Origin of the sequence: Curtobacterium sp. MCBD17_030 (assembly GCF_003224255.1) — a bacterium.
In the GTDB taxonomy this organism is placed as follows: Bacteria; Actinomycetota; Actinomycetes; order Actinomycetales; family Microbacteriaceae; genus Curtobacterium.
This window is the reverse complement of record NZ_QKLI01000002.1, coordinates 192,086-213,641: the sequence shown is the minus strand read 5'-3', so window position 1 is coordinate 213,641 and position 21,556 is coordinate 192,086. Positions and strand designations below refer to the sequence as shown.

Sequence of the window (21,556 nt, the reverse complement as noted above, 5' to 3'; positions counted from 1 at the left end):
CCCGATGTACGCACCAGAACGCCACCAGCGCATCGTCGAACAGGCGCGCGCCCACGGCCGGGTCGACGTCAAGGACCTCGCCGAACTGCTCGCCGTCACACCGGAGACCATCCGCCGCGACCTGACGAGCCTCGAGCGCCGCGGGCTCGTCCGTCGCGCCCACGGCGGTGCGATCCCCGTCGAGCGGATCACCCTGCACCCGGGCGTCGGCGACCGCGGTGGCATCAACCAGACCGAGAAGATGGTGATCGCCGAGGCGGCACTCGCCGAGCTGCCGGAGAACGGCTCCGTGATGATCGACGCCGGCACGTCCACGATCTGCCTGGCCGAGATGCTGCCCACCGACCGCGGTCTCACCGTCGTCACGCACTCGCTGCCGGTGGCGATGGCCGTCGCCAACCGACCGGGCATCGACCTGCACCTGCTCGGCGGCAACATCCGGAGCGATTCGCTCGCCGGCGTCGGCACGTGGACGCACCAGCTCATCGGCATGGTCAGCGTCGACGTCGCCTTCGTCAGCATCAACGGGATCACCCCGGAGCGCGGGCTGACGACGCACAACATGGCCGAGGCCGCCGTGAAGTCCGCCATGATCAAGTCGGCCCGCCGGAGCATCCTGCTCGCCGACCACACCAAGTTCGGTCGCGAGGAGTTCGGCCGCGTGGCCCCTCTCGCCGCGATCGACACGATCATCACCGACCCCGGCGTCAACCTGGACCTGGTTCGCGAGGTCGAGGCCGCCGGCACCGAGGTCTTCTGGCCCGGGCGCGACTGACCACGGGACGTCGACCACGCCGGCCCGTCCGCGCCCCACCAACCCCGGGAACCACCCGCCAGGCGCTCGCTACCATGAGCGCACCACCCATCGACAGGAGCCCATCGATGTCCGAAGCCACCCGCACCGTCACCGTCGCCAGCGCGTCCGGCCTGCACGCACGACCCGCGTCGCTGTTCGTCCAGACCGTCACCGCGTCCGGCCACCAGGTCACCATCACCAAGGGTGAGAAGTCGGCGAACGCCGGCAGCATCCTCGGCCTCCTCGGCCTCGGGGTCGAGAACGGCGACGAGGTCGCGCTGACCGTGTCCGGCGACGACGCCGAGACCACCGCGGACAGCCTGGTCGACTTCCTGCAGACGGACCACGACGCGGCCTGACGCGCGTCCTGAGTCCGCGCGACCACTCGGTCGCCGTCCCGACGGGAGGCCCGTCACCAGCCGGTGACGGGCCTCCCGTCCGTCGTCCGGTCGCCCCCCTCGTGGGCACGTCCGGGGCGTCGGGCGCGCCGGTAGGGTTGGTGCATGACACGCCTGCGCCTCGCGACCGTCAACGTCAACGGCATCCGTGCCGCGTTCCGGAAGGGGATGGGCGACTGGCTCGCCGAGCGCGACGTCGACGTGCTCGCCCTGCAGGAGGTCCGCGCCTCGACCGAGGACCTGACCGGCCTCCTCGGCGACGAGTGGGACGTCGTGCACGACCCCGCGTCGGCGAAGGGCCGCGCCGGTGTCGCCATCGCCTCGCGGCACCGGGCGCATCTGCACCGGGTCGAGCTCGGGGCCGAGGACTTCGACTCCGCCGGCCGCTGGCTCGAGGCCGACTACGAGATCGGCGGACGGACGGTCACGGTCGTCTCCACCTACGTGCACTCGGGCGAGGTCGACACCCCGAAGCAGGACGAGAAGTGGAAGTTCCTCGACGCCATGACCGCGCGGCTGCCCGCGCTCCGCGAGCACAACCCGCTCGCCGTCGTCGTCGGTGACCTCAACGTCGGCCACGACCAGCGGGACATCAAGAACTGGAAGGGCAACGTCAAGCGCGCCGGCTTCCTGCCGCGCGAGCGCGCCTACTTCAGCCGGTTCTTCGGCGCCGACGGCGAACCGGTCGAGGGTGCCGACGGCAGCACCGCACCCGGCCTCGGTTGGGTCGACGTCGGCCGTGCCCAGGCCGGTGACGTCGACGGGCCGTACACGTGGTGGTCCTGGCGCGGGCAGGCCTTCGACAACGACTCCGGCTGGCGCATCGACTACCAGGTCGCGACGCCCGAACTCGCCGCGACGGTGACCTCGTACACCGTCGACCGGGCCGCTGCGTACGACCAGCGATGGTCCGACCACGCCCCCGTGGTCGTCGACTACGAACTCTGATCCCCCACTCGCTCCCGAGCACCAGGACTCCCGCATGACCAGCACCCGCATCTTCTCCGGCATCCAGCCCTCGGCCGGGTCCCTCCACCTCGGCAACTACATCGGCGCCCTCATGCAGTGGCGCGACCTGCAGGACGACCACGACGCCGTGTACTGCGTGGTCGACATGCACGCCATCACGTCCCCGCAGGACCCGGCGGCGCTCCGCGAGAACACCCGACGGACCGCGGCGCAGTACATCGCCGCGGGCATCGACCCGACGAAGTCGACGCTCTTCATCCAGTCGCACGTGCCCGCACACGCCCAGCTCGCCTGGGTGCTCAACACCATCACGGGCTTCGGCGAGGCGAGCCGGATGACCCAGTTCAAGGACAAGTCGGCGCGACAGGGTGCCGAGGCCGCCTCGGTCGGGCTGTTCACCTACCCGATGTTGATGGCCGCCGACATCCTGCTCTACGACGCCCAGGTGGTGCCGGTCGGCGACGACCAGCGCCAGCACGTCGAGCTGACCCGGGACCTCGCCGGCCGCTTCAACTCCCGCTTCGGTGACACGTTCGTCGTGCCGGAAGCGCGGATCCTCGGCGACACCGCCCGGATCTACGACCTGCAGGAGCCCACGAGCAAGATGAGCAAGTCGGCGGCGTCGGACAGCGGCCTGGTGCTGCTGCTCGACGAGCCGAAGCGCACCGCGAAGAAGATCCGGTCGGCGGTCACCGACACCGAGCGGGAGATCCGCGCCGACCGGGCCGGGAAGCCCGGTGTCACGAACCTGCTGGCGATCCTCTCCGCGTTCACCCACACCCCGGTCGCCGAGCTCGAGGTCTCGTTCGTCGGCAAGGGCTACGGCGACCTGAAGGGCGAGGTGGCCGACGCGGTCGTCGCCGAGCTCGAGCCGGTCCGCACCCGGACGCTCGAACTCCTCGACGACCCCGCCGAGCTGGACCGCCTGCTCGAGGTCGGCGCCGAGCGGGCCGAGTCGATCGCCGAGGCCACGCTCGCCCGCGTGTACGACGCGATCGGCTTCGTGCCCCGCGCCCGCTGACCGGCCGTGCTCCCCGTCACCCTCGAGTCGGCACGGGTCCGGCTCGACATGCCGACCCGTGCCGACACGGCCGCCATCACCGAGGCCTGTCAGGACCCGGAGATCGTCCGCTGGACGACGATCCCGCAGCCGTACCGGGCGCAGGACGCGCAGTCCTTCGTCGACGCGCTCGTCGGACCCGGATGGGCGTCGGACCGCGAGTACACCTGGGCGATCCGACGGCAGGGGTCGACCTGGCTCGACGGTGTCATCAGCTACCGGACGGCCCGCCGGGACCTCGGGTTCTGGCTGGCGCCCGCGGCCCGCGGTACCGGACTCGTGCACGACGCCGTCGAACTCGTCGTGGCGTGGGCGTTCGCGCAGGGCGCCCCGGACGTGTACTGGGAGTGCTACGTCGGCAACACCGCGTCGGCCGCGGTCGCCCGTCGTGCCGGCTTCGCGTACACCGGAAGCGGTGACGCCCTCGTGCCGAACCGTGACGGCTCGCCGGCCCCGGCGTGGAAGGGCCTGCGCCGCGCGGACGGGACGCCCGCGTCCGACCTGCCCTGGCCTCCCGGATCGACGTCGCAGACCGCCGGTAGTCTCGCTCCGTGAGCCACACCGCACCCGACACGGCCCCGGAGCCGCACGGCCTGCCCGCCAGCGACGCCGAGGTCCGCGCGATGCGCCGCGCACTCGAGCTCGCGGCCCGGGGCCCGGCCGTCGGCGACCACGCCCGGGTCGGCGCCGTCGTGCTCTCCCCCGACGGCGACGTCCTCGGCGAGGGTTGGCACCGCGGTGCGGGCACCCCGCACGCCGAGGTCGACGCGATGCGGAAGGTCGACCCGGCGCGGCTCCGTGGCGCGACCGCGGTGGTGACCCTCGAACCGTGCGACCACGTCGGCCGGACCGGGCCGTGCTCCGTCGCCCTCATCGAGGCCGGCGTCGCGCGGGTCGTGTACGCCGTCGACGACCCCGGTCCCGCCGCCCACGGTGGCGCGGACCGACTGCGAGCCGCCGGCGTCGACGTGGTGCCGGACGTCCTCGCCGACCAGGCCGAGGCGTTCCTCGAGCGCTGGCTGCTCTCCGTCCGTCTCGGGCGACCCTGGGTGACCGTGAAGTGGGCCGCCAGCCTGGACGGTCGTGCCGCCGCGGCCGACGGGTCGAGTCAGTGGATCACCGGCGCCGCCGCCCGCCAGCACGTGCACGAACAACGAGCCGCGCACGACGCCGTCCTGGTCGGTACCGGTACCGCCCTGGCCGACGACCCCAGCCTGACCGCACGCGGCGACGCCGGGGAGTTCCTCGCCGACCAGCCGTTGCCCGTCGTCCTCGGCGACCGAGCCCTGCCGGCGGACGCCGCCCTGCACCGGCATCCCCGCGGGGTCGTCACGATCTCCGGACACGACCTCGACGCCGCGCTCCGCTCGCTCCGAGCACGCGGGGTGCACAGCGTCCTCGTCGAGGGCGGCCCGACCGTCGCCTCGGCGTTCATCGCCGCCGGACTGGCCGACGAACTGCTCGTCTACCTGGCCCCGGTACTGCTCGGCGGACCCCGCGTCGCACTCGGCGACATCGGGGTGGGAAGTATCCAAGAGGCGCGGACGTTGCGTGTACTGTCGACGTCCAGCCTCGGCCCCGATCTGCTGGTCCGCGCCCGCACGGTCCCGCAGCGGCCTGACGGCGCGGTCGACGGGGCCCCCACCGACCGGAGCACCACATGACCGACGCACTGACCTCCGCCACCCCCGGGAGCCCGGTGTCGTTCGAGGTGTCCACGAACGTCCCCACCACCCACGGCCTCTTCGAGATGCGCGCCTACCGCGACCTCGTGACGAGCGCGGAACACGTCGCCGTGATCGCGAAGACCCCCGACGGCCAGGCACCCTCGGACGGCGCACTCGTGCGGGTGCACTCCGAGTGCCTGACCGGTGAGGCCTTCGGGTCGCTGAAGTGCGAGTGCGGCCCGCAGCTCGACGCCGCCCTCGACACCATCGCCGCCGAGGGCGGGGTCGTCGTCTACCTGCGGGGCCACGAGGGTCGCGGCATCGGCCTCATCAACAAGCTCAAGGCCTACCGCCTGCAGGAGGACGGGCTCGACACGCTCGACGCGAACCTCGCGCTCGGCCTCCCGGCCGACTCCCGCGAGTACGGCGGCGCCGCCGGGATCCTCGCCGACCTCGGCATCACCCGTGTGCGGCTGCTCTCGAACAACCCCGAGAAGCGCCGACAGTTGGTGGAGCACGGCATCACGGTGGACTCCCTCGTGCCGCTGGTCGTCGGGATCTCCGCGCAGAACGCCGGGTACCTGGACACCAAGCGCGACCGCATGGGCCACACGCTGCCGTCGCACCTCGGCACCGGCGCGAGCAACTGACGGACCGGCAACCGTCCGACCGGGCGAACTGACGGCCAGCTCAGGGTCGATTCGCAGCTGCCCGACATCCGTCGTACACTGAGGACCCCGTCACGAGCGGGACCACCACCTCCGAACGCACCCGACCCGGTGTCCGCGCCACCCCGCGCGAACCGTGTCGCCAGTCCGCCGTCCGGTCACCGCAGCGCTCCTCGAACGCGCGCACCTCGAAGGTCCTCACACGCATGTCCGCCGCCCCGGCCACCCCGACGTCCGCCACGAAGACGAACCCGCGCTCGCGCGTCGTCATCGCGAGCCTCGTCGGCACCTCCATCGAGTTCTACGACTTCTACGTCTACGCGACCGCCGCCGTCCTCGTCTTCCCCACCCTGTTCTTCCCGAACGAGGACCCGACGGCGTCGCAGCTGTCCTCGTTCGTGACGTTCGCGCTGGCGTTCTTCGCCCGTCCGGTCGGATCGATCCTGTTCGGTCACTTCGGTGACCGCGTCGGACGGAAGACCACCCTCGTCGCCTCCCTGCTCGTGATGGGCACCGCGACGTTCCTCATCGGCTGCCTGCCGACCTTCGACTCGGTCGGGGTCCTGGCGCCCGTGCTCCTCGCCGTCCTCCGCTTCGCCCAGGGCGTCGGACTCGGCGGCGAGTGGTCCGGCGCGGCACTGCTCGCGACCGAGAACGCCCCCGAGGGCAAGCGCGGCGTGTTCGGTTCGATGCCGCAGCTCGGCGCCCCGATCGGCTTCCTGCTCGCCAACGGCCTGTTCATCATCATCAACGCGGCGCTGCCCGCCGGCGCCGACGGCACCCCGAACGCCGACTTCCAGGCCTGGGGATGGCGCATCCCGTTCCTGGTGTCCTCCGTGCTCGTCCTCATCGGGCTCTACGTGCGCTTCCGTCTGGTCGAGTCCACCGTGTTCCGTGGCGTCCAGGAGTCCGGCTCGGTCGCGAAGGTCCCGCTCGGCCGGGTGTTCCGCACCTCCTGGCGCGCGGTCGTCGTCGGCACCTTCGGCATGGTCGCGACCTACGTGCTCTTCTACTTCATGACGACCTTCACGCTGAACTACGGCACCGCGGGCGACACCGCGTCGAAGCTCGTCCCGAAGATCGGGCTCGGGTACTCGCGCGGCGAGTTCCTGTCACTGCTCATGATCGGTGTCGTCTTCTTCGGCATCTGCACGCCGATCGCCGGCCTGCTCGCCGACCGGTTCGGACGCCGCCGCACGCTCATCCCGACCACCATCGGCATCGCGCTCTTCGGCCTGACGTTCCAGTTCTGGTTCGCGGCGGCTCACGGACCGATCACCGTGGTCACGTTCCTGATCGTCGGACTGTCACTGATGGGGCTCACATTCGGTCCGATGGGCGCGCTGCTGCCGGAGCTGTTCCCGACCAACGTCCGGTACACCGGCTCCGCACTGGCGTACAACGTCGCGTCGATCCTCGGTGCCTCGCTCGCGCCGACCATCGCCCTCAAGCTGTGGCAGCCGGACGGGAACATCTTCCTCGTCGGCCTCTACCTGACCATCGCGGCGGTCGTGACGCTGGTCGCGCTGTTCCTCGTCCGCGAGACCCGCGGGAGCGACCTCGCGGACACGGTCGACGACCAGCCGGCCGTGGAGCGCGTCGCCCCGTAGCGCGAGCGCTCCTCCGCGAGCACCTGACGGACGGGAGGCTCCCCACCACACCGGTGGGGAGCCTCCCGTCCGTCTGTCGGTCCCGCGGTGAGAGAATCGACCCACGATGAGCAACCCGTTCGCACGCCCGAAGAAGACCGACGGGCCCCGCGCCACCTTCGGCCGCCTGCTGTCCTACCTGTTCGAGAACAAGCCGGCGATGGTCGTCATCATCGTGCTGAGCATCCTCGGGGCAGGAGCGTCCCTGGCGCAGCCGCTGCTCGTGAACCAGGTCGTGACCGCCGTCCAACAGGGCACCGGCATGTCGGCGCTGGTGTGGGCGCTCGTCGTCCTGGTGCTCGTCGCCGGCGTCCTGAACGGTGTCCAGCACTTCCTGCTGCAGCGTGCCGGCGAAGGCGTCGTGCTCTCCACCCGGCGCAAGCTCATCGCACGGATCCTCAACCTGCCGATCTCGGAGTTCGACGTCCGACGCACCGGTGACCTGGTGTCCCGCGTCGGCAGCGACACCACGCTCCTCCGGGCCGTCCTGACGCAGGGGCTGATCGAGTCCATCGGCGGCGCGCTCACCTTCGCCGGCGCGGTCATCGCGATGGCGATCATCGACCCGCTGCTCCTCGTCGTGGTGATCGTCATCGTCATCGTCGCGGTGGTCGTCGTCGGCGGCCTCAGCCGGCGCATCCGGGTCGCCTCGAGGGCCGCGCAGGAGAAGGTCGGCGACCTCACCGCCGCGGTCGAGCGCGGCATCGGCGCCGTCCGCACCATCCGTGCCGCGGGTGCCACGGCGCGCGAGGTCAGTGAGGTCGACCAGCACGCGACGGAGGCCTACCAGCGCGGGCTCGTCATCGCCCGGATGTCAGCGTTCGTGGTGCCGGTCGCGAGCATCGTCATGCAGGTCGCGTTCATCGCCGTGCTCGGCATCGGCGGCGCGCAGGTCGCGGCGGGGACGATCACGATCGCGACCCTCATCACGTTCATCCTGCTGCTCTTCATGATGATCATGCCGCTCGGTCAGGCCCTCGGCGCGGTCGTCGCCGTGGCGCAGGCCCTCGGTGCCCTCGGCCGCATCGAGGAGGTCCTGCACCTGCCGACCGAGGACCAGGACGACGCCGCGGTCCGGCCGGCCGCCGCGATCGCCACGGACGACGCGATCACGTTCGAACACGTCACCTTCCGGTACGCGGTGTCCCCGGACGCGGTCGGCACGGACGGGGCCGAAGGGGCGGGCGACGTCAGTGCGGTGGCACCGAGCGCCGAGGACGACCAGGTCGTGCTGCGCGACGTGTCGTTCAGCGTCCCGCGCGGCTCCCGTGTCGCGCTGGTCGGTCCGTCCGGTGCGGGCAAGTCGACGACGCTCGCGCTCATCGAGCGCTTCTACGACCCGACCGACGGCGTCATCCGACTCGGTGGTCTGGACGTCCGCGGCCTCGACCGCGCCGAACTCCGAGCGCAGATCGGGTACGTCGAACAGGATGCCCCCGTGCTGGCCGGCACGATCCGAGCGAACCTGCTGCTCGGGTCGCCGGACGCGTCCGAGTCCGAGTGCGTCCGGGTGCTCGAGGCCGTGAACCTCGGCGACGTGCTGCACCGCGACCCCCGCGGCCTCGACGCGCAGGTCGGTGAGGACGGCGTGATGCTCTCCGGCGGGGAACGGCAGCGCCTCGCCATCGCGCGGGCCCTGCTCGCCGCTCCCCCGATCCTCCTGCTCGACGAGTCGACGTCCTCGCTCGACGGTGTGAACGAGCAGAAGATGCGCCTGGCGATCGACGCCGTCGCCGAGGACCGCACCCTGCTCGTCATCGCCCACCGACTGTCCACCGTGGTGGACTCCGACGTCATCGTCGTGCTCGAGCACGGCCGCGTCGTCGGTGTCGGCACCCACTCCGAACTCGTGCAGAGCACCCCGCTCTACCGCGACCTGGCGAAGCACCAGCTCCTCGTCTGAGGCCACCTCTGCGAGGGGCTCAGGCGGCGAAGGGGTCCGGCGTCAGGACGTAGACCGTCTCCAGGTACTCCTCGAGGCCCTCGTGCGAGCCCTCGCGGCCGAGACCGGAGGCCTTCACGCCGCCGAACGGGAACGCCGCGTTGGACACGACCCCCGTGTTCCATCCGAGCATCCCCGTCTCGAGCCGTTCGGCCAGCCGCTGCCCACGGCGCATGTCCTCAGTGAACGCGTATGCGACGAGGCCGTACTCCGTGTCGTTGGCGAGGCGGATGCCCTCCTCCTCCGTCGCGAAGCGCGTGATCGACACGACCGGTCCGAAGATCTCGGTGGTCAGGATGTCCGAGCCGGGCTGGACGTCGTCCAGGAGCGTCGGTGCGTAGAAGGTGCCCTCGCGCTCGAGCCTCGCCCCACCGGTGACGAGTCGTGCTCCGCGCTCGACGGCGTCGTCCACGAGCCCCGCGGCCTTGTCGACCGCGCGAGAATCGATGAGCGGGCCGATGTCCGTACCGTCCTCGGTGCCCCGACCGATGCGCAGCGCGTCGATCCGCTCGGTGAGTGCCGCGGTGAACGCGTCGGCGATGCCCTCCTGCACGAAGAAGCGGTTCGCCGCGGTGCAGGCCTCGCCGACGTTGCGGAACTTCGCCTGCATCGCCGCGTCCACCGCGCGGTCGAGGTCGGCGTCGTCGAACACCAGGAGCGGGGCGTTGCCCCCGAGCTCCATGCTCGTCTTCAGGACGTTGTCGGCCGCCTGCTTGAGCAGCGCCGAACCGACCGGGGTCGAGCCGGTGAAGGTGAGCTTCCGCAGCCGGCGGTCGGCGATGACCGGCGCGGACAGGGCCTTCGCGTCCGAGGCCGGCACCACGTTGAGGACACCGTCCGGCAGCCCGGCGCGACGGAACAGCTCGACCAGGTACAGCGTGGTCAGCGGGGTGAGGTCGGCGGGCTTCAGCACGACCGTGCACCCGGCGGCCAGCGCCGGCGCGATCTTCCGGGTGGCCATCGCCAGTGGGAAGTTCCACGGCGTGATCGCGTACACGGGGCCGACCGGACGCTTGAGGACGATGCCGCGACCGGTGCCCTCCGGGTTCGTGCGGTAGTCGCCGCCGATGCGCACGGCTTCCTCCGAGAACCAGCGGAGGAACTCGGCACCGTAGACGACCTCGCCGCGGGACTCTGCGAGCGGCTTGCCCATCTCGAGCGTCATGACCGCGGCGAGGTCGTCGGCGTGCTCGTGCACGAGGTCGAACGCGCGCCGGAGCAGGTCGGAGCGGCGCCGGGGTGCGGTCGCCGCCCACTCGGCCTGTGCGGCGACGGCGGAATCGAGTGCCGCGATGCCGTCCTCCGCAGTGGCGTCCGCGACGCTCGCGAGGACCGCGCCGGTGGAGGGGTCGCGGACGTCGAAGGTCGCGCCGCCGCTCGCGGGACGCCAGGAGCCGCCGATGAAGAGACCGGTGGGCACGTCGGCGACGCTGACGTGCTCGTCACCGACCGTGGTGCTGGTGGCGGCCGTGGTACTGGTCGGCTGCTCGTCGGTCACAGGACCGCTCCTCCCGGACGCTGACGCCCCTCGTCCATGTCGCTGCGCCCGGTGTGCCCGCCCTCGTCTCGGACCTCTTCGAGCGCGGCGTCGCTGCTGGCCGGGACGATGCCCACGACGAGGTCCTCGTAGACGAAGACGTCGAGGCCCGCGTGCACCCCGTCGAGCGCGGACGCCCGGACGCAGTGGTCGGTCGCGATGCCGACGATGTCGACGGCGTGGACCTCGCGGTCGAAGAAGACGTCGACGAGGTCGGCCCCGGCTTCGGTCGTGCCCTCGAACGCCGAGTACGCCGGCTCACCCTGCCCCTTGCGGACGTGGACGTCGACGAAGGACAGGTCGAGCGCCGGGTGGTACTCGGCGCCCGGCGTGCCGGCGACGCAGTGCGGCGGCCAGGTCGTCCGGAAGTCCGGACCCTCCGGACCCGCGAAGTGTCCGCCGTTGTCCCCGGTGGCGTCGTGCCAGTCCCGGGAGGCCACGACGAGGTCGTACTCGTCCGCATGCCGACGGAGGAACGCGGTGATCCGCTCGGCGAGTGCCGCTCCCCCGTCGACCGCGAGCGCACCGCCTTCGGTGAAGTCGTTCTGGACGTCGGTGATGAGCAGTGCCCTTGCCATGCCCCCATCCAACACCCGTCGGGTCAGGACCCGGTGAGCGAACCTCCGCACCGGTAGACCGCGGCCGTGACCGCGTCGAGTGCCGGGAGCGCGGCGGCCCGAGGCGACCCGATGGCGTAGAACGCGAACGTCAGCTTCGTGCCGTCGGCAGCGTCGATGTACCCGCCGAGGGTGTTGGCGCTGTCGATCCACCCGGTCTTCGCGTGCACCTTGCCGCGCGCCACGGCGTTCGCGCCGGTGAACCGACTCGAGAGCGTGCCGGACACGCCGGCCACCGGCAGGACCTGCGCGAGTGTCCCGAGCCCCTTGTCACCCCGGGTCACCGGGACCATGAGGTGTGCGACGAACGAGGGCGAGACGGCGTTCGACGCGCTCTCGCCGGAGCCGTCGACGATGCGGATGCCGGACGGGTCCACGCCGTACCCGCGGAGGGCACTGCTGTAGACACCGGTCAGTGACGCTGCGGTGCCACCGGCGCCGGCCTGCTTCGACGACACGCGCGCGAGCATCTCGGCGAGGGTGTTGTCCGAGTTCGGGATCATCTGCCCGATCAGCGTCGACACCGGCTGGGACTGCACCTGCGCGATCGTGTTCTGTGAGGTCGTCGCCCGCTGCGTCACCTGCGCGGTCGACGCTCCGACGACTCCGGCGTTCGCGAGGGCCGTCCGGAAGGCCACACCGGCCCGGCCGATCGGGTCCTCGGAGCGCGGCGAGGTCGCGGCCGCCGGGTTCGCGCGGTCGCCGTCGACCATCAGCGCGGTGACGTTCGGCTGGTACCCGATGGTCCGCTCGCTGACGGGCCAGGTCGGGTCCCAGGCGTCGGATGCACTCCACCAGGTGCCGTCGGCGACGATCTTCGTCACCGGCGTGCCGCCGAGCCGCCCCTTCACCTGCTGGGCGAGTTGCGCGAGGCTCGGCGCCCCCGGGTAGACCGTGCCGTTGCCGGCCGTCAGGGTCGCGTCACCGTGTCCGACGAGGGCGATCGTCCCACCACCCTCGTCGGTGACGGTCGTCGGGATGGTGTGCCCGGCACCGAGGACCGCCAGCGCGGTCGCGCTCGTCAGGGTCTTCATCACGCTGCCGGTCTGCGCCGGCGTCCCACCGTCGCGCGAGAACAGCTCTTCCCCGGTGGCCGCGTTCATGACGTAGCCCTCGAAGCGGCCGAGCCCACTCGCGGAGGCTGCGCCAGCGACCGAGCAGGTGCGGGCGGCAGCCTTCGCCGACGGGGTCGGTGTCGGGGTCGCAGTCGGTCTCGCGGTCGGCGTGGCCGTCCGGGCTGCCGACGGGGTCGGGGACGACGCCGGTGTCCGGGTGCCGAGCGGCGTCCGGGAGGCGCTGGCCGACCCGATCGCGCTGGGCTGGTCCGCGGTCGCCGCGTTCACCGCGACCACACCGCCGGAGGCGACCGCGAGGACGACGACGAGCCCACCGACTCCCCACGGCACCGGCTTCCGGCGGACGGAGGCGCGCAGGGCTGCGACGGAACGGTGGACGGGGCCGCCGGTGGGCGGCTGGGGTGACTGCTCGGACATCCAGGCGATCCTACGAGACGCGGGTCCGTGCCTCCAGGCCCACCGTCGTCAGCCGTCGGGCTGCGAGGTGTTCAGTGCCCGGGATCGGCCAGGTACCGGACGCCGACCTGCCGGCGGGCCTCGTCCATCACGGCCATGATCGCGACCGTGTGGTCGATGTGCGTGGTGCTGTCGGCCGGCACCCCGGCCGTGATCGCGGCCTCGAAGCCACGGGCCTCGTGGTTGTAGCCGGCGAGCTCCTCGCGCCCGTCGAACTCCTCCACGACCGCACCGTCGGCGTCCCGGATGCGCCAGGTGGTCGGCGTGCACCACGTCGGGTCGAGGTCGATACGCCCCTCGGTGCCGATGATCGACGCACTGTTCGGGCTGCGCAGGTCCAAGGCGAAGTGCACCGTCGACTGCGCCCCACCCGGATGGGTCATCACGATGCCCATCTGCGTGTCGACGCCCTGGTCGCTGAGGGTGCCGGACGCTGTGACCGCGGTCGGGACGCCGAGCACGTCGACCGCGAACGACACGGGGTAGACGCCGAGGTCGAGCAGCGCGCCACCGCCGAGAGCGGGGTCGTTGAGCCGGTGGCGCGGATCGGTCGGCAGCGCCTGGTGGTGCGTCGCCTGCACCAGTCGGGGGGTGCCGATGCGGCCCTCGGCGAGGACCCGCCGCATCATCGCGGTCTGCGGCAGGAAGCGGGTCCACATCGCCTCCATCACGAGCACACCGCGGTCGTGCGCCGCGTCGCGGACCCGTCGGGCCTCCTCCGCGGTGATCGTGAAGGCCTTCTCGACCAGGACGTGCTTCCCTGCGGCGATCGCGAGCAGGGCGTCCTCGGCGTGGCGGGAGTGCGGCGTCGCCACGTAGACCGCGTCGACCTGGTCGTCCGCCACCAGTGCGGCGTAGTCACCGTGCGCGTGCGGGATGTCGTGTTCGTCCGCGAAGGCCCGCGCGGACTCGTCGGTCCGTGAGCCGACCGCGGTGAACACCACCCCCGCGGCACTGCAGTCGCGGACGAAGGACCGGGCGATGCCGCCGGTCCCGAGTACTCCCCATCGGATGGCCATGGGTCGTGTCTACCAGCCGCTCCCGCGCAGGTCGTCGCGCGATCGCCCCGCTGCGGACAGGCCAGCTGTCCACAGGGGCTCGTGCAGCGGTGTCAGGACCGCCGGAGTACCGTGCGGGTGACCAGCCGATCGACTGGAGGCCCGACACCGGAACGCAGGACGGGCCTCCGGTCCGACGCACTGGTGGGCATGCGCGTAGGGGCGCGCACCGACGCGAGGAGGCGCCGTGACCGGACCGGAACCATGGTGGACGGGAGCCGTCGTCTACCAGGTGTACCCGCGGAGCTTCGCGGACGGCAACGGCGACGGCGTCGGCGACCTCGCCGGGCTGCGGCAGCACCTGGACCACATCGCCGACCTCGGCGTGGACGTCGTCTGGCTGTCGCCGGTCTACCGATCGCCCCAGGCCGACAACGGGTACGACATCGCCGACTACGAGGACATCGACCCGCTGTTCGGCACCATCGACGAGTTCGACGCGTTGCTGGTCGAGGTGCACCGGCGCGGCATGAAGCTCGTCATGGACCTCGTCGTCAACCACTCCAGCGACCAACACCCCTGGTTCCGCGCCGCCCTGCAGTCCCGCACCTGCCCGAAGCACGACTGGTACATCTGGCGCGACCCCGTCGACGGCCACGAGCCGAACGGGTGGCGTGCCGCCTTCGGCGGACCAGCCTGGTCGTGGGACCCCGGTACCGGTCAGTACTACCTGCACATGTTCACGCCGCAGCAGCCGGACCTGAACTGGGAGAACCCCGACCTCCGCGCCGCGGTCTACGACATGATGAACCGCTGGCTGGACCGCGGGGTCGACGGCTTCCGGATGGACGTCATCAACCACATCGCCAAGGACGACGACGCCCTCTCCGGTGACAGCGACGCGTACGTCATGCAGCCGCGCATCCACGAGCACCTGCAGGAGATGCACGAGCGCGTCTTCGCCGGTCGGGAGGCCCTGCTCACCGTCGGCGAGATGCCCGGTGTCACCGTGGAGGACGCGGCGCTCTTCACCGACCCGGAACGCCACGAGCTCGACATGGTGTTCCAGTTCGAACACGTCGGCCTCGACCACGCCCCGTCGTCGAAGTTCACCCGGAACGAGACCGACCTGCCGGAGTTGAAGCGCTCACTGGCCCGGTGGCAGACCGGGCTCGAGGACCGCGGGTGGAACTCGCTGTACCTGTCGAACCACGACCAGCCGCGGCCGGTGTCGCGGTTCGGCGCGGCGGCCTCCGGCGGCGACCCCTTCGCGTTCCGGTACGAGTCGGCCACGCTGCTCGCCACCGTGCTGCACCTGCACCGCGGCACCCCGTACGTGTACCAGGGCGACGAGATCGGCATGGTGAACGCCGCCTTCACCACCATCGACCAGTACCGGGACATCGAGTCACACAACTGGTTCCGCGGCGCCGTCGGCCGCGGCATGCCGGAGTCCGAGGCGCTCGAGGCCCTCGCCTTCCGCAGCCGCGACAACGCGCGCACGCCGATCCCGTGGGACGACAGCGCACCCGCCGGCGGGTTCTCCACCACCGAACCGTGGATCGGTATGGGGCAGGGATGGCCGCGCGTCACCGTCGCGGGCGACCGGGCAGCCGGGCAGCGCTCGGTGTACGAGCACCACCGTCGACTCATCGATCTCCGACACCGCTCCCGCACCGTGCGGCTGGGGGCGTTCACACTGCTCGAGGCGGAACACCCGACACTGTGGGCGTTCACGCGGGCCTCGGCGGACACGGACGAGCCGCCGCTCGTCGTCGTCGCGAACCTGTCCGAGGTGGACCTGGAGCTACCGGAGTCGGTCGGGAGGCTCGTGGGGGCGTTCGTCCTGGGGAACCTCGGGGAGCCGCCGATCGCCGGGACGCTGCGTCCGTGGGAGGCGCGCGTGCACGGGTGCCGGTGACGGGCCTCCCGGACGGGGCTGGTGGGTTGCCTGGCCTCGTTCGATTGCCTGCGCGCCCATGCACCTGCCCGGCCGCTCGCCTGCCTGGCCGCTCGGGCAACGCAGAACCCCCTCGCTCCGGGAGGAACGAGGGGGTTTCGGAGCCGCCTGTCGGAATCGAACCGACGACCTATTCATTACGAGTGAATCGCTCTACCGACTGAGCTAAGGCGGCGGACGCCCCGGGAATCCGGAGCGGCACGAGAAATCACTGTACAGGATCAGACGAGCGAGCGCGAAACGAGCGCGCCGAGGTCGGCGAAGGACCGCTCGAGTTCGTCGACGAGGTGTGCGTCCGCGTCCGACTCGGACCACTCCCACCAGGCGTGACGGAGCGCTGCCATGCCGACGAGCGACGCCAGGCGGGCGCGGCGGCGCACCGCGTCGTCCTCGTCCGACCGAGGCGGACTGCCGTCCCCCGTCGGGTCACGGGTCTCGGGCAGACCGTCCTCGAGCCGCAACCGCTGCTCGACGACCGTCTGGATGCCCGCCTGGAACTCCTTCATCGACGCCATCCGTTGGCTGAAGAGCTCGGGGTTCGCGCGGAGGACCTGCTGTCGCTCCCCGATCAACCCGCGTTCGTCGACGAGTTCGTGCGCCGAGTGCACCAGCAGCGTGCCGAGGTCCGCGAGCAGTTCACCCGTCGGGCCGCCGGCGACGAAGGTCTCGACGTCCTCGCCCTGCGGCAGGGTCGGGTCGTCGCCGAGGATCGCCTGCTCCTTGCTCGGGAAGTAGTTGAAGAACGTCCGCGGCGAGACGTCCGCCCGGCGGGAGACCTCGTCGACGGTGACCGCGGACAGACCGTGCTCGATCGCGATGCGCAGCGCGGCCTGCTGGATCGCCAGGCGGGTGGCGCGCCGCTTCCGTTCGCGGAGGCCCGGTGCAGCGTCGGTCATGCGCCGATCCTCCCACGCCGAGCATCGCGGACGGCCTGAGAACCCTGTCGGGATCGCCAGGCCGTGCCGCCGGCGCCAGCCGGTCAGCGGACGGCGCGGGCGACCGTGACGAGCAGCGCTTCGAGCGCCAGGAGCGCGGCGACGTTCGCACCGATGCGCTGCCGCGCGGTCGCGATCGCGTCGAGGACCTCGAGTGCGGCCGCGGGCGGGACGGACGGCAACGCCCGCTCGAGCTCGTGACGGATCGCCAGGTTCACCGGCTCGGTGGGAGCGCCGAGTCCGAGCAGCAGCAGGTCGCGGTACAGCGAGGAGACGTCGACGAGGATGCGCTCCAGGCCGTCGCGGAGGCTCCGGGTCGCCCGACGCTTCTGGTCCTCTTCGAGCACCCGGAGCTGGGACCGGAGCGCAGGCGGGACGGTACCGCCCGGTTGGACACCCAGGGACCGGAGTGCTGCATCGCGTTCCTCGGCGTCACGCTCGAGCGTGATCGCCTTGGCGTCCTCGTCCGCCACGGCCAGGAGCGCGGCCGCGGCGTTCACGGCGTCGCCGACGCTGCGGATCGCGAGGACCGTGGTCAGGGTCCGACGACGACGGTCACGGGCGTCCTCGCTCGTCGCGAGGCGTTGCGCCATGCCGATGTGGCTCTGCGCCTGACGCGCCGCATCGGTGGCGAGGACACGGTCCACGCCGGTCCGGGCCACGATGAGGTCGGCGACCGACTCGATGCCCGGGACACGCAGGCGGACCGAGCGCACCCGCGAGCGGATCGTCGGCAGCAGGTCGGCCTCGCTCGGAGCGCAGAGGATCCACACCGTGCGCTCCGGCGGTTCCTCGAGTGCCTTCAGCAGCAGGTTCGAGGTCCGCTCCGTCATCCGGTCGGCGTCCTCGACGATCATCACGCGGTACCGGCCGACCGAGGGCGAGAAGTGTGACGAGGTCACCAGCTGCCGGATCTCGTCGATCGTGATGATGACGCGCTGAGTGGTGAGCCGGGCGACGTCGGGGTGGGTGCCGGCGGTGATCAGACGCAGCGTGTGGTCGTCGTCGGGGCCGTTGCCGACCAGGGCGGCGGCGAAGGCCGCGGCGACGTTCGAGCGTCCGGACCCGGGAGGCCCGGTGATCAGCCACGAATGCGTCATGCCACCCGTGCCGTCGGTCGACTCGGCTGCACTCCGCAGCGCAGCCACGGACTCTTCCTGTCCGGTCAGGCCCTCCCACACGCTCACGGGAGGATCCTGCCAGGAGCCACCGACGGGACCGGCCGGTGGTCGGCGCTCGCGCACGTCGTCGCGATCCGCAGCATCAACCGACCCCGACCAGGCGTGCCACGGCCGAACGGATCCGCTCCTGCACGACGTCGGCCGACTCGGAGGCGTCGACGACGAGGAACCGCTCCGGTTCGGCGCGGGCCATGTCGAGGAAGGCCTGCCGGACGGACTCGTGGAACGTCGCCGCTTCGGACTCGAGGCGGTCGAACACGTCACCGCGGGCGGCCGCGACACGCGCCCGCCCGAGGCTCACGTCGAGGTCGAGCAGCACCGTGAGGTCCGGCGTCATGCCGTCCGCTGCCCAGTTCGACACCGACCGGATCTGCTCGGCGCCGAGGCCGCGGGCCACGCCCTGGTACGCGACCGAGGAGTCGATGTACCGGTCCTGCAGCACGACGTCACCGCGGGCGACGGCAGGCCGGACGACCGTCTCGACGTGGTGTGCACGGTCGGCGGCGTAGAGCAGCGCCTCGGCCCGGGGCGTCACGTGGCCGCGGTCGTGCAGGACGATCTCACGGATGCGCTGGCCGAGGTCCGTACCACCGGGCTCCCGGGTCCGGACGATCCGCCGGCCGTGCGCCCCGAGCCACTGCTCGAGGCGCTCGGCCTGCGTGGTCTTGCCCGCGCCGTCACCGCCCTCGAGGGTGATGAACCAGCCGCGGGAGTCGTCCGTGCGCACTGCTCCGTCCGTGCTCACTTCTTCTTCGCGGGGGCGCGTCGGGCCGGTGCCTTCTTCTTGACCGGGCCCTTGGCACGCTTGTCCGCGAGGAGCTGGACCGCACGCTCGAAGTCCACCGTCTCGACCTCTTCGCCGCGCGGGATCGTGGCGTTCGTCTCGCCGTCGGTGACGTACGGGCCGAAGCGGCCGTCCTTCACCTTGATCGGCTTGCCGGACACCGGGTCCGCGTCGAACTCCTTGAGCGCCGCGCTCGCGGCACGCTTGGCGCCGTACTTCGGCTGCGCGAAGAGCTCGAGGGCACCGGGCAGGTCGACGTCGAAGATCGCGTCCTCGCTCGGCAGGGTCCGGGTGTCCGTGCCCTTCTTGAGGTAGGGCCCGTAGCGACCGTTCTGCGCGGTGATCTCGTCGCCGGACTCCGGGTCCGTCCCGACCGTGCGCGGGAGGTCGAGGAGCTTCAGCGCGGTCTCGAGGTCGACCGACCCCGGGTCCATCGACTTGAAGAGGGAGGCCGTACGCTCCTTCGGGGCCGCTGCCTTCTTGGCCGTGGCCTTCTTCGCGGGCGCCTTCTTCGCGGCGGCGGTCTTCGTGCCGGTCTTCGTCGCGGTCTTCGCGCCCGTCGCCGTGCTCGCTGCCGCCTCTGCAGCCGGTTCTGGTTCAGCCGCCAGGACCTCGCCCGTCGCCGGGTCGACCGACGGCTCGGGCTCCGGCGTGCGCTCGGTCACGTACGGACCGAAGCGGCCGTCCTTCGCCAGGACCTCCTTGCCCGTCTGCGGGTTGATGCCCACCACGCGGTCGCTGACGACCGGCGCCTCGACGAGTTCGCGGGCCTTGTCGAGGGTGAGCTCGTCCGGCGCGATGTCCTCCGGCACGTTGACGCGGCGCGGTTTCTCCGGGTCGTCGCTCGGGGTCTCGATGTAGGGGCCGTACCGACCGATGCGCAGGGTCAGGCCCGGCGCGAGCTCGACCGAGTTGATCTCGCGGGCGTCGATCTCGCCGAGGTTGTCGATGACCGTGCGGAGTCCGCGCTGGTCACCGCCACCGAAGTAGAACTCCTTGAGCCAGTCGACACGGTCTTCCTCGCCGCTGGCGATGCGGTCGAGGTCGTTCTCCATCTCGGCCGTGAAGTCGTACTGCACGAGGTCCCCGAAGTAGTCCTCGAGCAGACGCACGACGCTGAACGCGATCCAGTTCGGCACGAGGGCGGTCCCGCGCTGCGTCACGTACCCGCGGTCCATGATCGTGGAGAGGATCGCGGCGTAGGTCGACGGGCGCCCGATCCCGAGCTCTTCGAGCGTCTTGACCAGGCTGGCCTCGGTGTAGCGCGGAGGTGCGGAGGTGTCGTGCCCCTTGGCCGCCACGTCGGAGACGCCGAGGTGGTCGCCTTCGGCCATCTGCGGCAGCTTCGCGTCGTCCGCGGAGTCGCCCGAGGAGCGCTCTTCGTCGCGGCCTTCTTCGTAGGCGTTGAGGAACCCACGGAAGGTGATGACCGTGCCGGACGCCGTGAACTCGACGTCGGTGCCGCTCGCCGTGGACGCCAGGCCCTCGATCGACTCGGTCGACGCGATCCCGAGCACCACGGACGCGGTGGAGCCCTTGGCGTCGGCCATCTGCGACGCGACCGTGCGCTTCCAGATGAGGTCGTAGAGACGGAGGTCGTTGCCGCGGAGGACACCCTCCATCTGCGACGGCGTCTTGAACGTGTCGCCGGCGGGGCGGATCGCCTCGTGGGCCTCCTGTGCGTTCTTGCTCTTGCCTGCGTAGGAACGGGGCTTCGCGGGGATCGAGTCCGCGCCGTAGAGCGCGGTCGCCTGCTTGCGTGCCGCGGTGATCGCCTGCTGCGACAGCGACGCGGAGTCGGTACGCATGTAGGTGATGTGGCCGTTCTCGTACAGCGACTGCGCGACGCTCATCGTCTGACGGGCCGAGAAGCGGAGCTTGCGCGCGGCTTCCTGCTGCAGCGTCGACGTGGTGAACGGAGCTGCCGGTCGGCGTGTGTACGGCTTCGACTCGACGCTGCGGACGACGGCGTCGCCGGCGCGGTCGAGGACCGCGGAGAGCGAGCTCGCCGACCCCTCGTCGAGACGGACGACGTCCGCCGTGGTCTGACCACGGTCGTCGAAGTCACGACCGGAGGCCACGCGCTTGCCCTGGATCCGGGCGAGGCGAGCCGTGAAGGCCCCCTCGTCGGACTTCTCGAAGCGCGCCGTCAGGTCCCAGTAGTTCGCCGAGACGAAGGCGAGACGCTCGCGCTCACGGTCGACGACGAGGCGGGTCGCCGCGGACTGGACACGACCGGCGGAGAGGCCCGGCCCGACCTTGCGCCAGAGCACCGGCGAGACCTCGTACCCGTAGAGCCGGTCGAGGATGCGACGGGTCTCCTGGGCGTCGACCAACGCGGTGTCGAGTTCCCGCGTGGCTTCCTGGGCGCGCTGGATGGCTTCCTTGGTGATCTCGTGGAACACCATGCGCTTGACGGGCACCTTGGGCTTCAGCACCTGGAGCAGGTGCCACGCGATGGCCTCGCCCTCGCGGTCCTCATCTGTTGCGAGGTAGAGCTCGTCGGCGTCCTTCAGCGCACGCTTGAGGTCCGCGACGGTCTTCTTCTTCGCATCGGAGACGACGTAGTACGGCTCGAACCCGTTGTCGACGTCCACCGAGAACTTGCCGAGGGAGCCCTTCTTGAGCTCGGCCGGCAGGTTCTTGGGCTCGACGAGGTCACGGATGTGTCCGACAGACGCCTGGACGTCGTATCCGTCACCGAGGTATTGCGCGATCGTCTTCGCCTTCGCGGGGCTCTCGACGATCACGAGCTTCTTCGTGCCTGGCACGTGACTCCTTGATCGATGGTGCTGATCGGCCGACGGACGTCGTGGAAGCGTCCGGGTCGACCGGGAATTCGGTGACCGGCGGGCCGACAGGC

Annotated in this window: 17 protein-coding genes, 1 tRNA gene and 1 pseudogene; 10 read left to right on the top strand and 9 right to left on the bottom strand. The window is 71.4% G+C overall.

The window, feature by feature from the left end:
* Positions 1 to 4: 4 nt before the first annotated feature.
* From DEI89_RS03770 to DEI89_RS03730, 9 genes and pseudogenes are all read left to right on the top strand, one after another.
* A complete protein-coding gene (locus DEI89_RS03770; RefSeq protein WP_110902695.1) occupies positions 5 to 775 on the top strand; it encodes a DeoR/GlpR family DNA-binding transcription regulator in 771 nt (256 codons plus the stop codon).
* A gap of 107 nt (positions 776 to 882) precedes the next feature.
* Positions 883 to 1,155 (top strand): HPr family phosphocarrier protein, encoded by a 273-nt coding sequence (locus DEI89_RS03765; protein ID WP_110902694.1) that lies wholly within the window; start codon positions 883 to 885, stop codon positions 1,153 to 1,155.
* 144 nt (positions 1,156 to 1,299) lie between these two features.
* Entirely contained in the window at positions 1,300 to 2,142 is an 843-nt protein-coding gene (locus DEI89_RS03760; RefSeq protein ID WP_110902693.1) for an exodeoxyribonuclease III, read from the top strand.
* 34 nt (positions 2,143 to 2,176) lie between these two features.
* Positions 2,177 to 3,184, top strand: coding sequence for a tryptophan--tRNA ligase (trpS, locus tag DEI89_RS03755; RefSeq protein WP_110902692.1), 1,008 nt, complete (start codon positions 2,177 to 2,179; stop codon positions 3,182 to 3,184).
* A 6-nt stretch (positions 3,185 to 3,190) separates the two neighbouring features.
* Positions 3,191 to 3,778 (top strand): GNAT family N-acetyltransferase, encoded by a 588-nt coding sequence (locus DEI89_RS03750; protein WP_110902691.1) that lies wholly within the window; start codon positions 3,191 to 3,193, stop codon positions 3,776 to 3,778.
* A gap of 68 nt (positions 3,779 to 3,846) precedes the next feature.
* Positions 3,847 to 4,887, top strand: coding sequence for a bifunctional diaminohydroxyphosphoribosylaminopyrimidine deaminase/5-amino-6-(5-phosphoribosylamino)uracil reductase RibD (gene ribD, locus DEI89_RS03745; RefSeq protein ID WP_110902768.1), 1,041 nt, complete (start codon positions 3,847 to 3,849; stop codon positions 4,885 to 4,887).
* Positions 4,875 to 5,540, top strand: a pseudogene (gene ribA, locus DEI89_RS03740) (GTP cyclohydrolase II); the annotation flags it as partial. The gene ribD and the pseudogene ribA, both read left to right, overlap by 13 nt.
* A gap of 224 nt (positions 5,541 to 5,764) precedes the next feature.
* Positions 5,765 to 7,168 carry an MFS transporter gene (locus DEI89_RS03735; RefSeq protein ID WP_110902689.1) on the top strand — a complete coding sequence of 468 codons (1,404 nt, stop codon included), beginning with the start codon at positions 5,765 to 5,767 and terminating at the stop codon, positions 7,166 to 7,168.
* Positions 7,169 to 7,274: 106 nt separating this feature from the next.
* Positions 7,275 to 9,110, top strand: a complete 1,836-nt coding sequence (locus DEI89_RS03730) for an ABC transporter ATP-binding protein (RefSeq protein WP_110902688.1) — start codon at positions 7,275 to 7,277, stop codon at positions 9,108 to 9,110.
* A 19-nt stretch (positions 9,111 to 9,129) separates the two neighbouring features.
* Here the strand turns inward: DEI89_RS03730 and DEI89_RS03725 are convergent, their stop codons facing one another.
* The 4 genes from DEI89_RS03725 to DEI89_RS03710 all read right to left on the bottom strand — a co-directional run bounded on the left by DEI89_RS03725 (position 9,130) and on the right by DEI89_RS03710 (position 13,854).
* Positions 9,130 to 10,569, bottom strand: coding sequence for an NAD-dependent succinate-semialdehyde dehydrogenase (locus tag DEI89_RS03725; RefSeq protein WP_110902767.1), 1,440 nt, complete (start codon positions 10,567 to 10,569; stop codon positions 9,130 to 9,132).
* A gap of 74 nt (positions 10,570 to 10,643) precedes the next feature.
* The gene (locus DEI89_RS03720; protein WP_110902687.1) at positions 10,644 to 11,264 is read right to left on the bottom strand and encodes an isochorismatase family protein; all 621 of its coding nucleotides are present in this window, start codon (positions 11,262 to 11,264) and stop codon (positions 10,644 to 10,646) included.
* Positions 11,265 to 11,287: 23 nt separating this feature from the next.
* On the bottom strand, positions 11,288 to 12,796 hold the full coding sequence (dacB, locus tag DEI89_RS03715) for a D-alanyl-D-alanine carboxypeptidase/D-alanyl-D-alanine-endopeptidase (RefSeq protein WP_110902686.1): 1,509 nt from the start codon (positions 12,794 to 12,796) through the stop codon (positions 11,288 to 11,290).
* A gap of 71 nt (positions 12,797 to 12,867) precedes the next feature.
* Complete coding sequence (locus DEI89_RS03710) at positions 12,868 to 13,854, bottom strand: Gfo/Idh/MocA family protein (RefSeq protein WP_110902685.1); 987 nt, start codon at positions 13,852 to 13,854, stop codon at positions 12,868 to 12,870.
* A 226-nt stretch (positions 13,855 to 14,080) separates the two neighbouring features.
* On the opposite strand from DEI89_RS03710, the gene DEI89_RS03705 reads away from it, so the two are divergent.
* Positions 14,081 to 15,754 carry an alpha-glucosidase gene (locus DEI89_RS03705; RefSeq protein WP_110902684.1) on the top strand — a complete coding sequence of 558 codons (1,674 nt, stop codon included), beginning with the start codon at positions 14,081 to 14,083 and terminating at the stop codon, positions 15,752 to 15,754.
* Positions 15,755 to 15,895: 141 nt separating this feature from the next.
* Here DEI89_RS03705 and DEI89_RS03700 read toward each other — a convergent pair.
* From DEI89_RS03700 to topA, 5 genes are all read right to left on the bottom strand, one after another.
* A tRNA-Thr gene (locus DEI89_RS03700) sits at positions 15,896 to 15,968 on the bottom strand.
* Between the two features lie 46 nt (positions 15,969 to 16,014).
* The gene (locus tag DEI89_RS03695) at positions 16,015 to 16,689 is read right to left on the bottom strand and encodes a TetR/AcrR family transcriptional regulator (RefSeq protein ID WP_110902683.1); all 675 of its coding nucleotides are present in this window, start codon (positions 16,687 to 16,689) and stop codon (positions 16,015 to 16,017) included.
* An 83-nt stretch (positions 16,690 to 16,772) separates the two neighbouring features.
* Positions 16,773 to 17,915: a DNA polymerase III subunit delta' gene (locus DEI89_RS03690; RefSeq protein WP_110902682.1), complete on the bottom strand. Its 1,143-nt coding sequence runs from the start codon at positions 17,913 to 17,915 to the stop codon at positions 16,773 to 16,775.
* 76 nt (positions 17,916 to 17,991) lie between these two features.
* The gene (gene tmk, locus DEI89_RS03685) at positions 17,992 to 18,636 is read right to left on the bottom strand and encodes a dTMP kinase (RefSeq protein ID WP_110902681.1); all 645 of its coding nucleotides are present in this window, start codon (positions 18,634 to 18,636) and stop codon (positions 17,992 to 17,994) included.
* A 14-nt stretch (positions 18,637 to 18,650) separates the two neighbouring features.
* Positions 18,651 to 21,464, bottom strand: coding sequence for a type I DNA topoisomerase (topA, locus tag DEI89_RS03680; protein ID WP_110902680.1), 2,814 nt, complete (start codon positions 21,462 to 21,464; stop codon positions 18,651 to 18,653).
* Positions 21,465 to 21,556 lie beyond the last annotated feature (92 nt).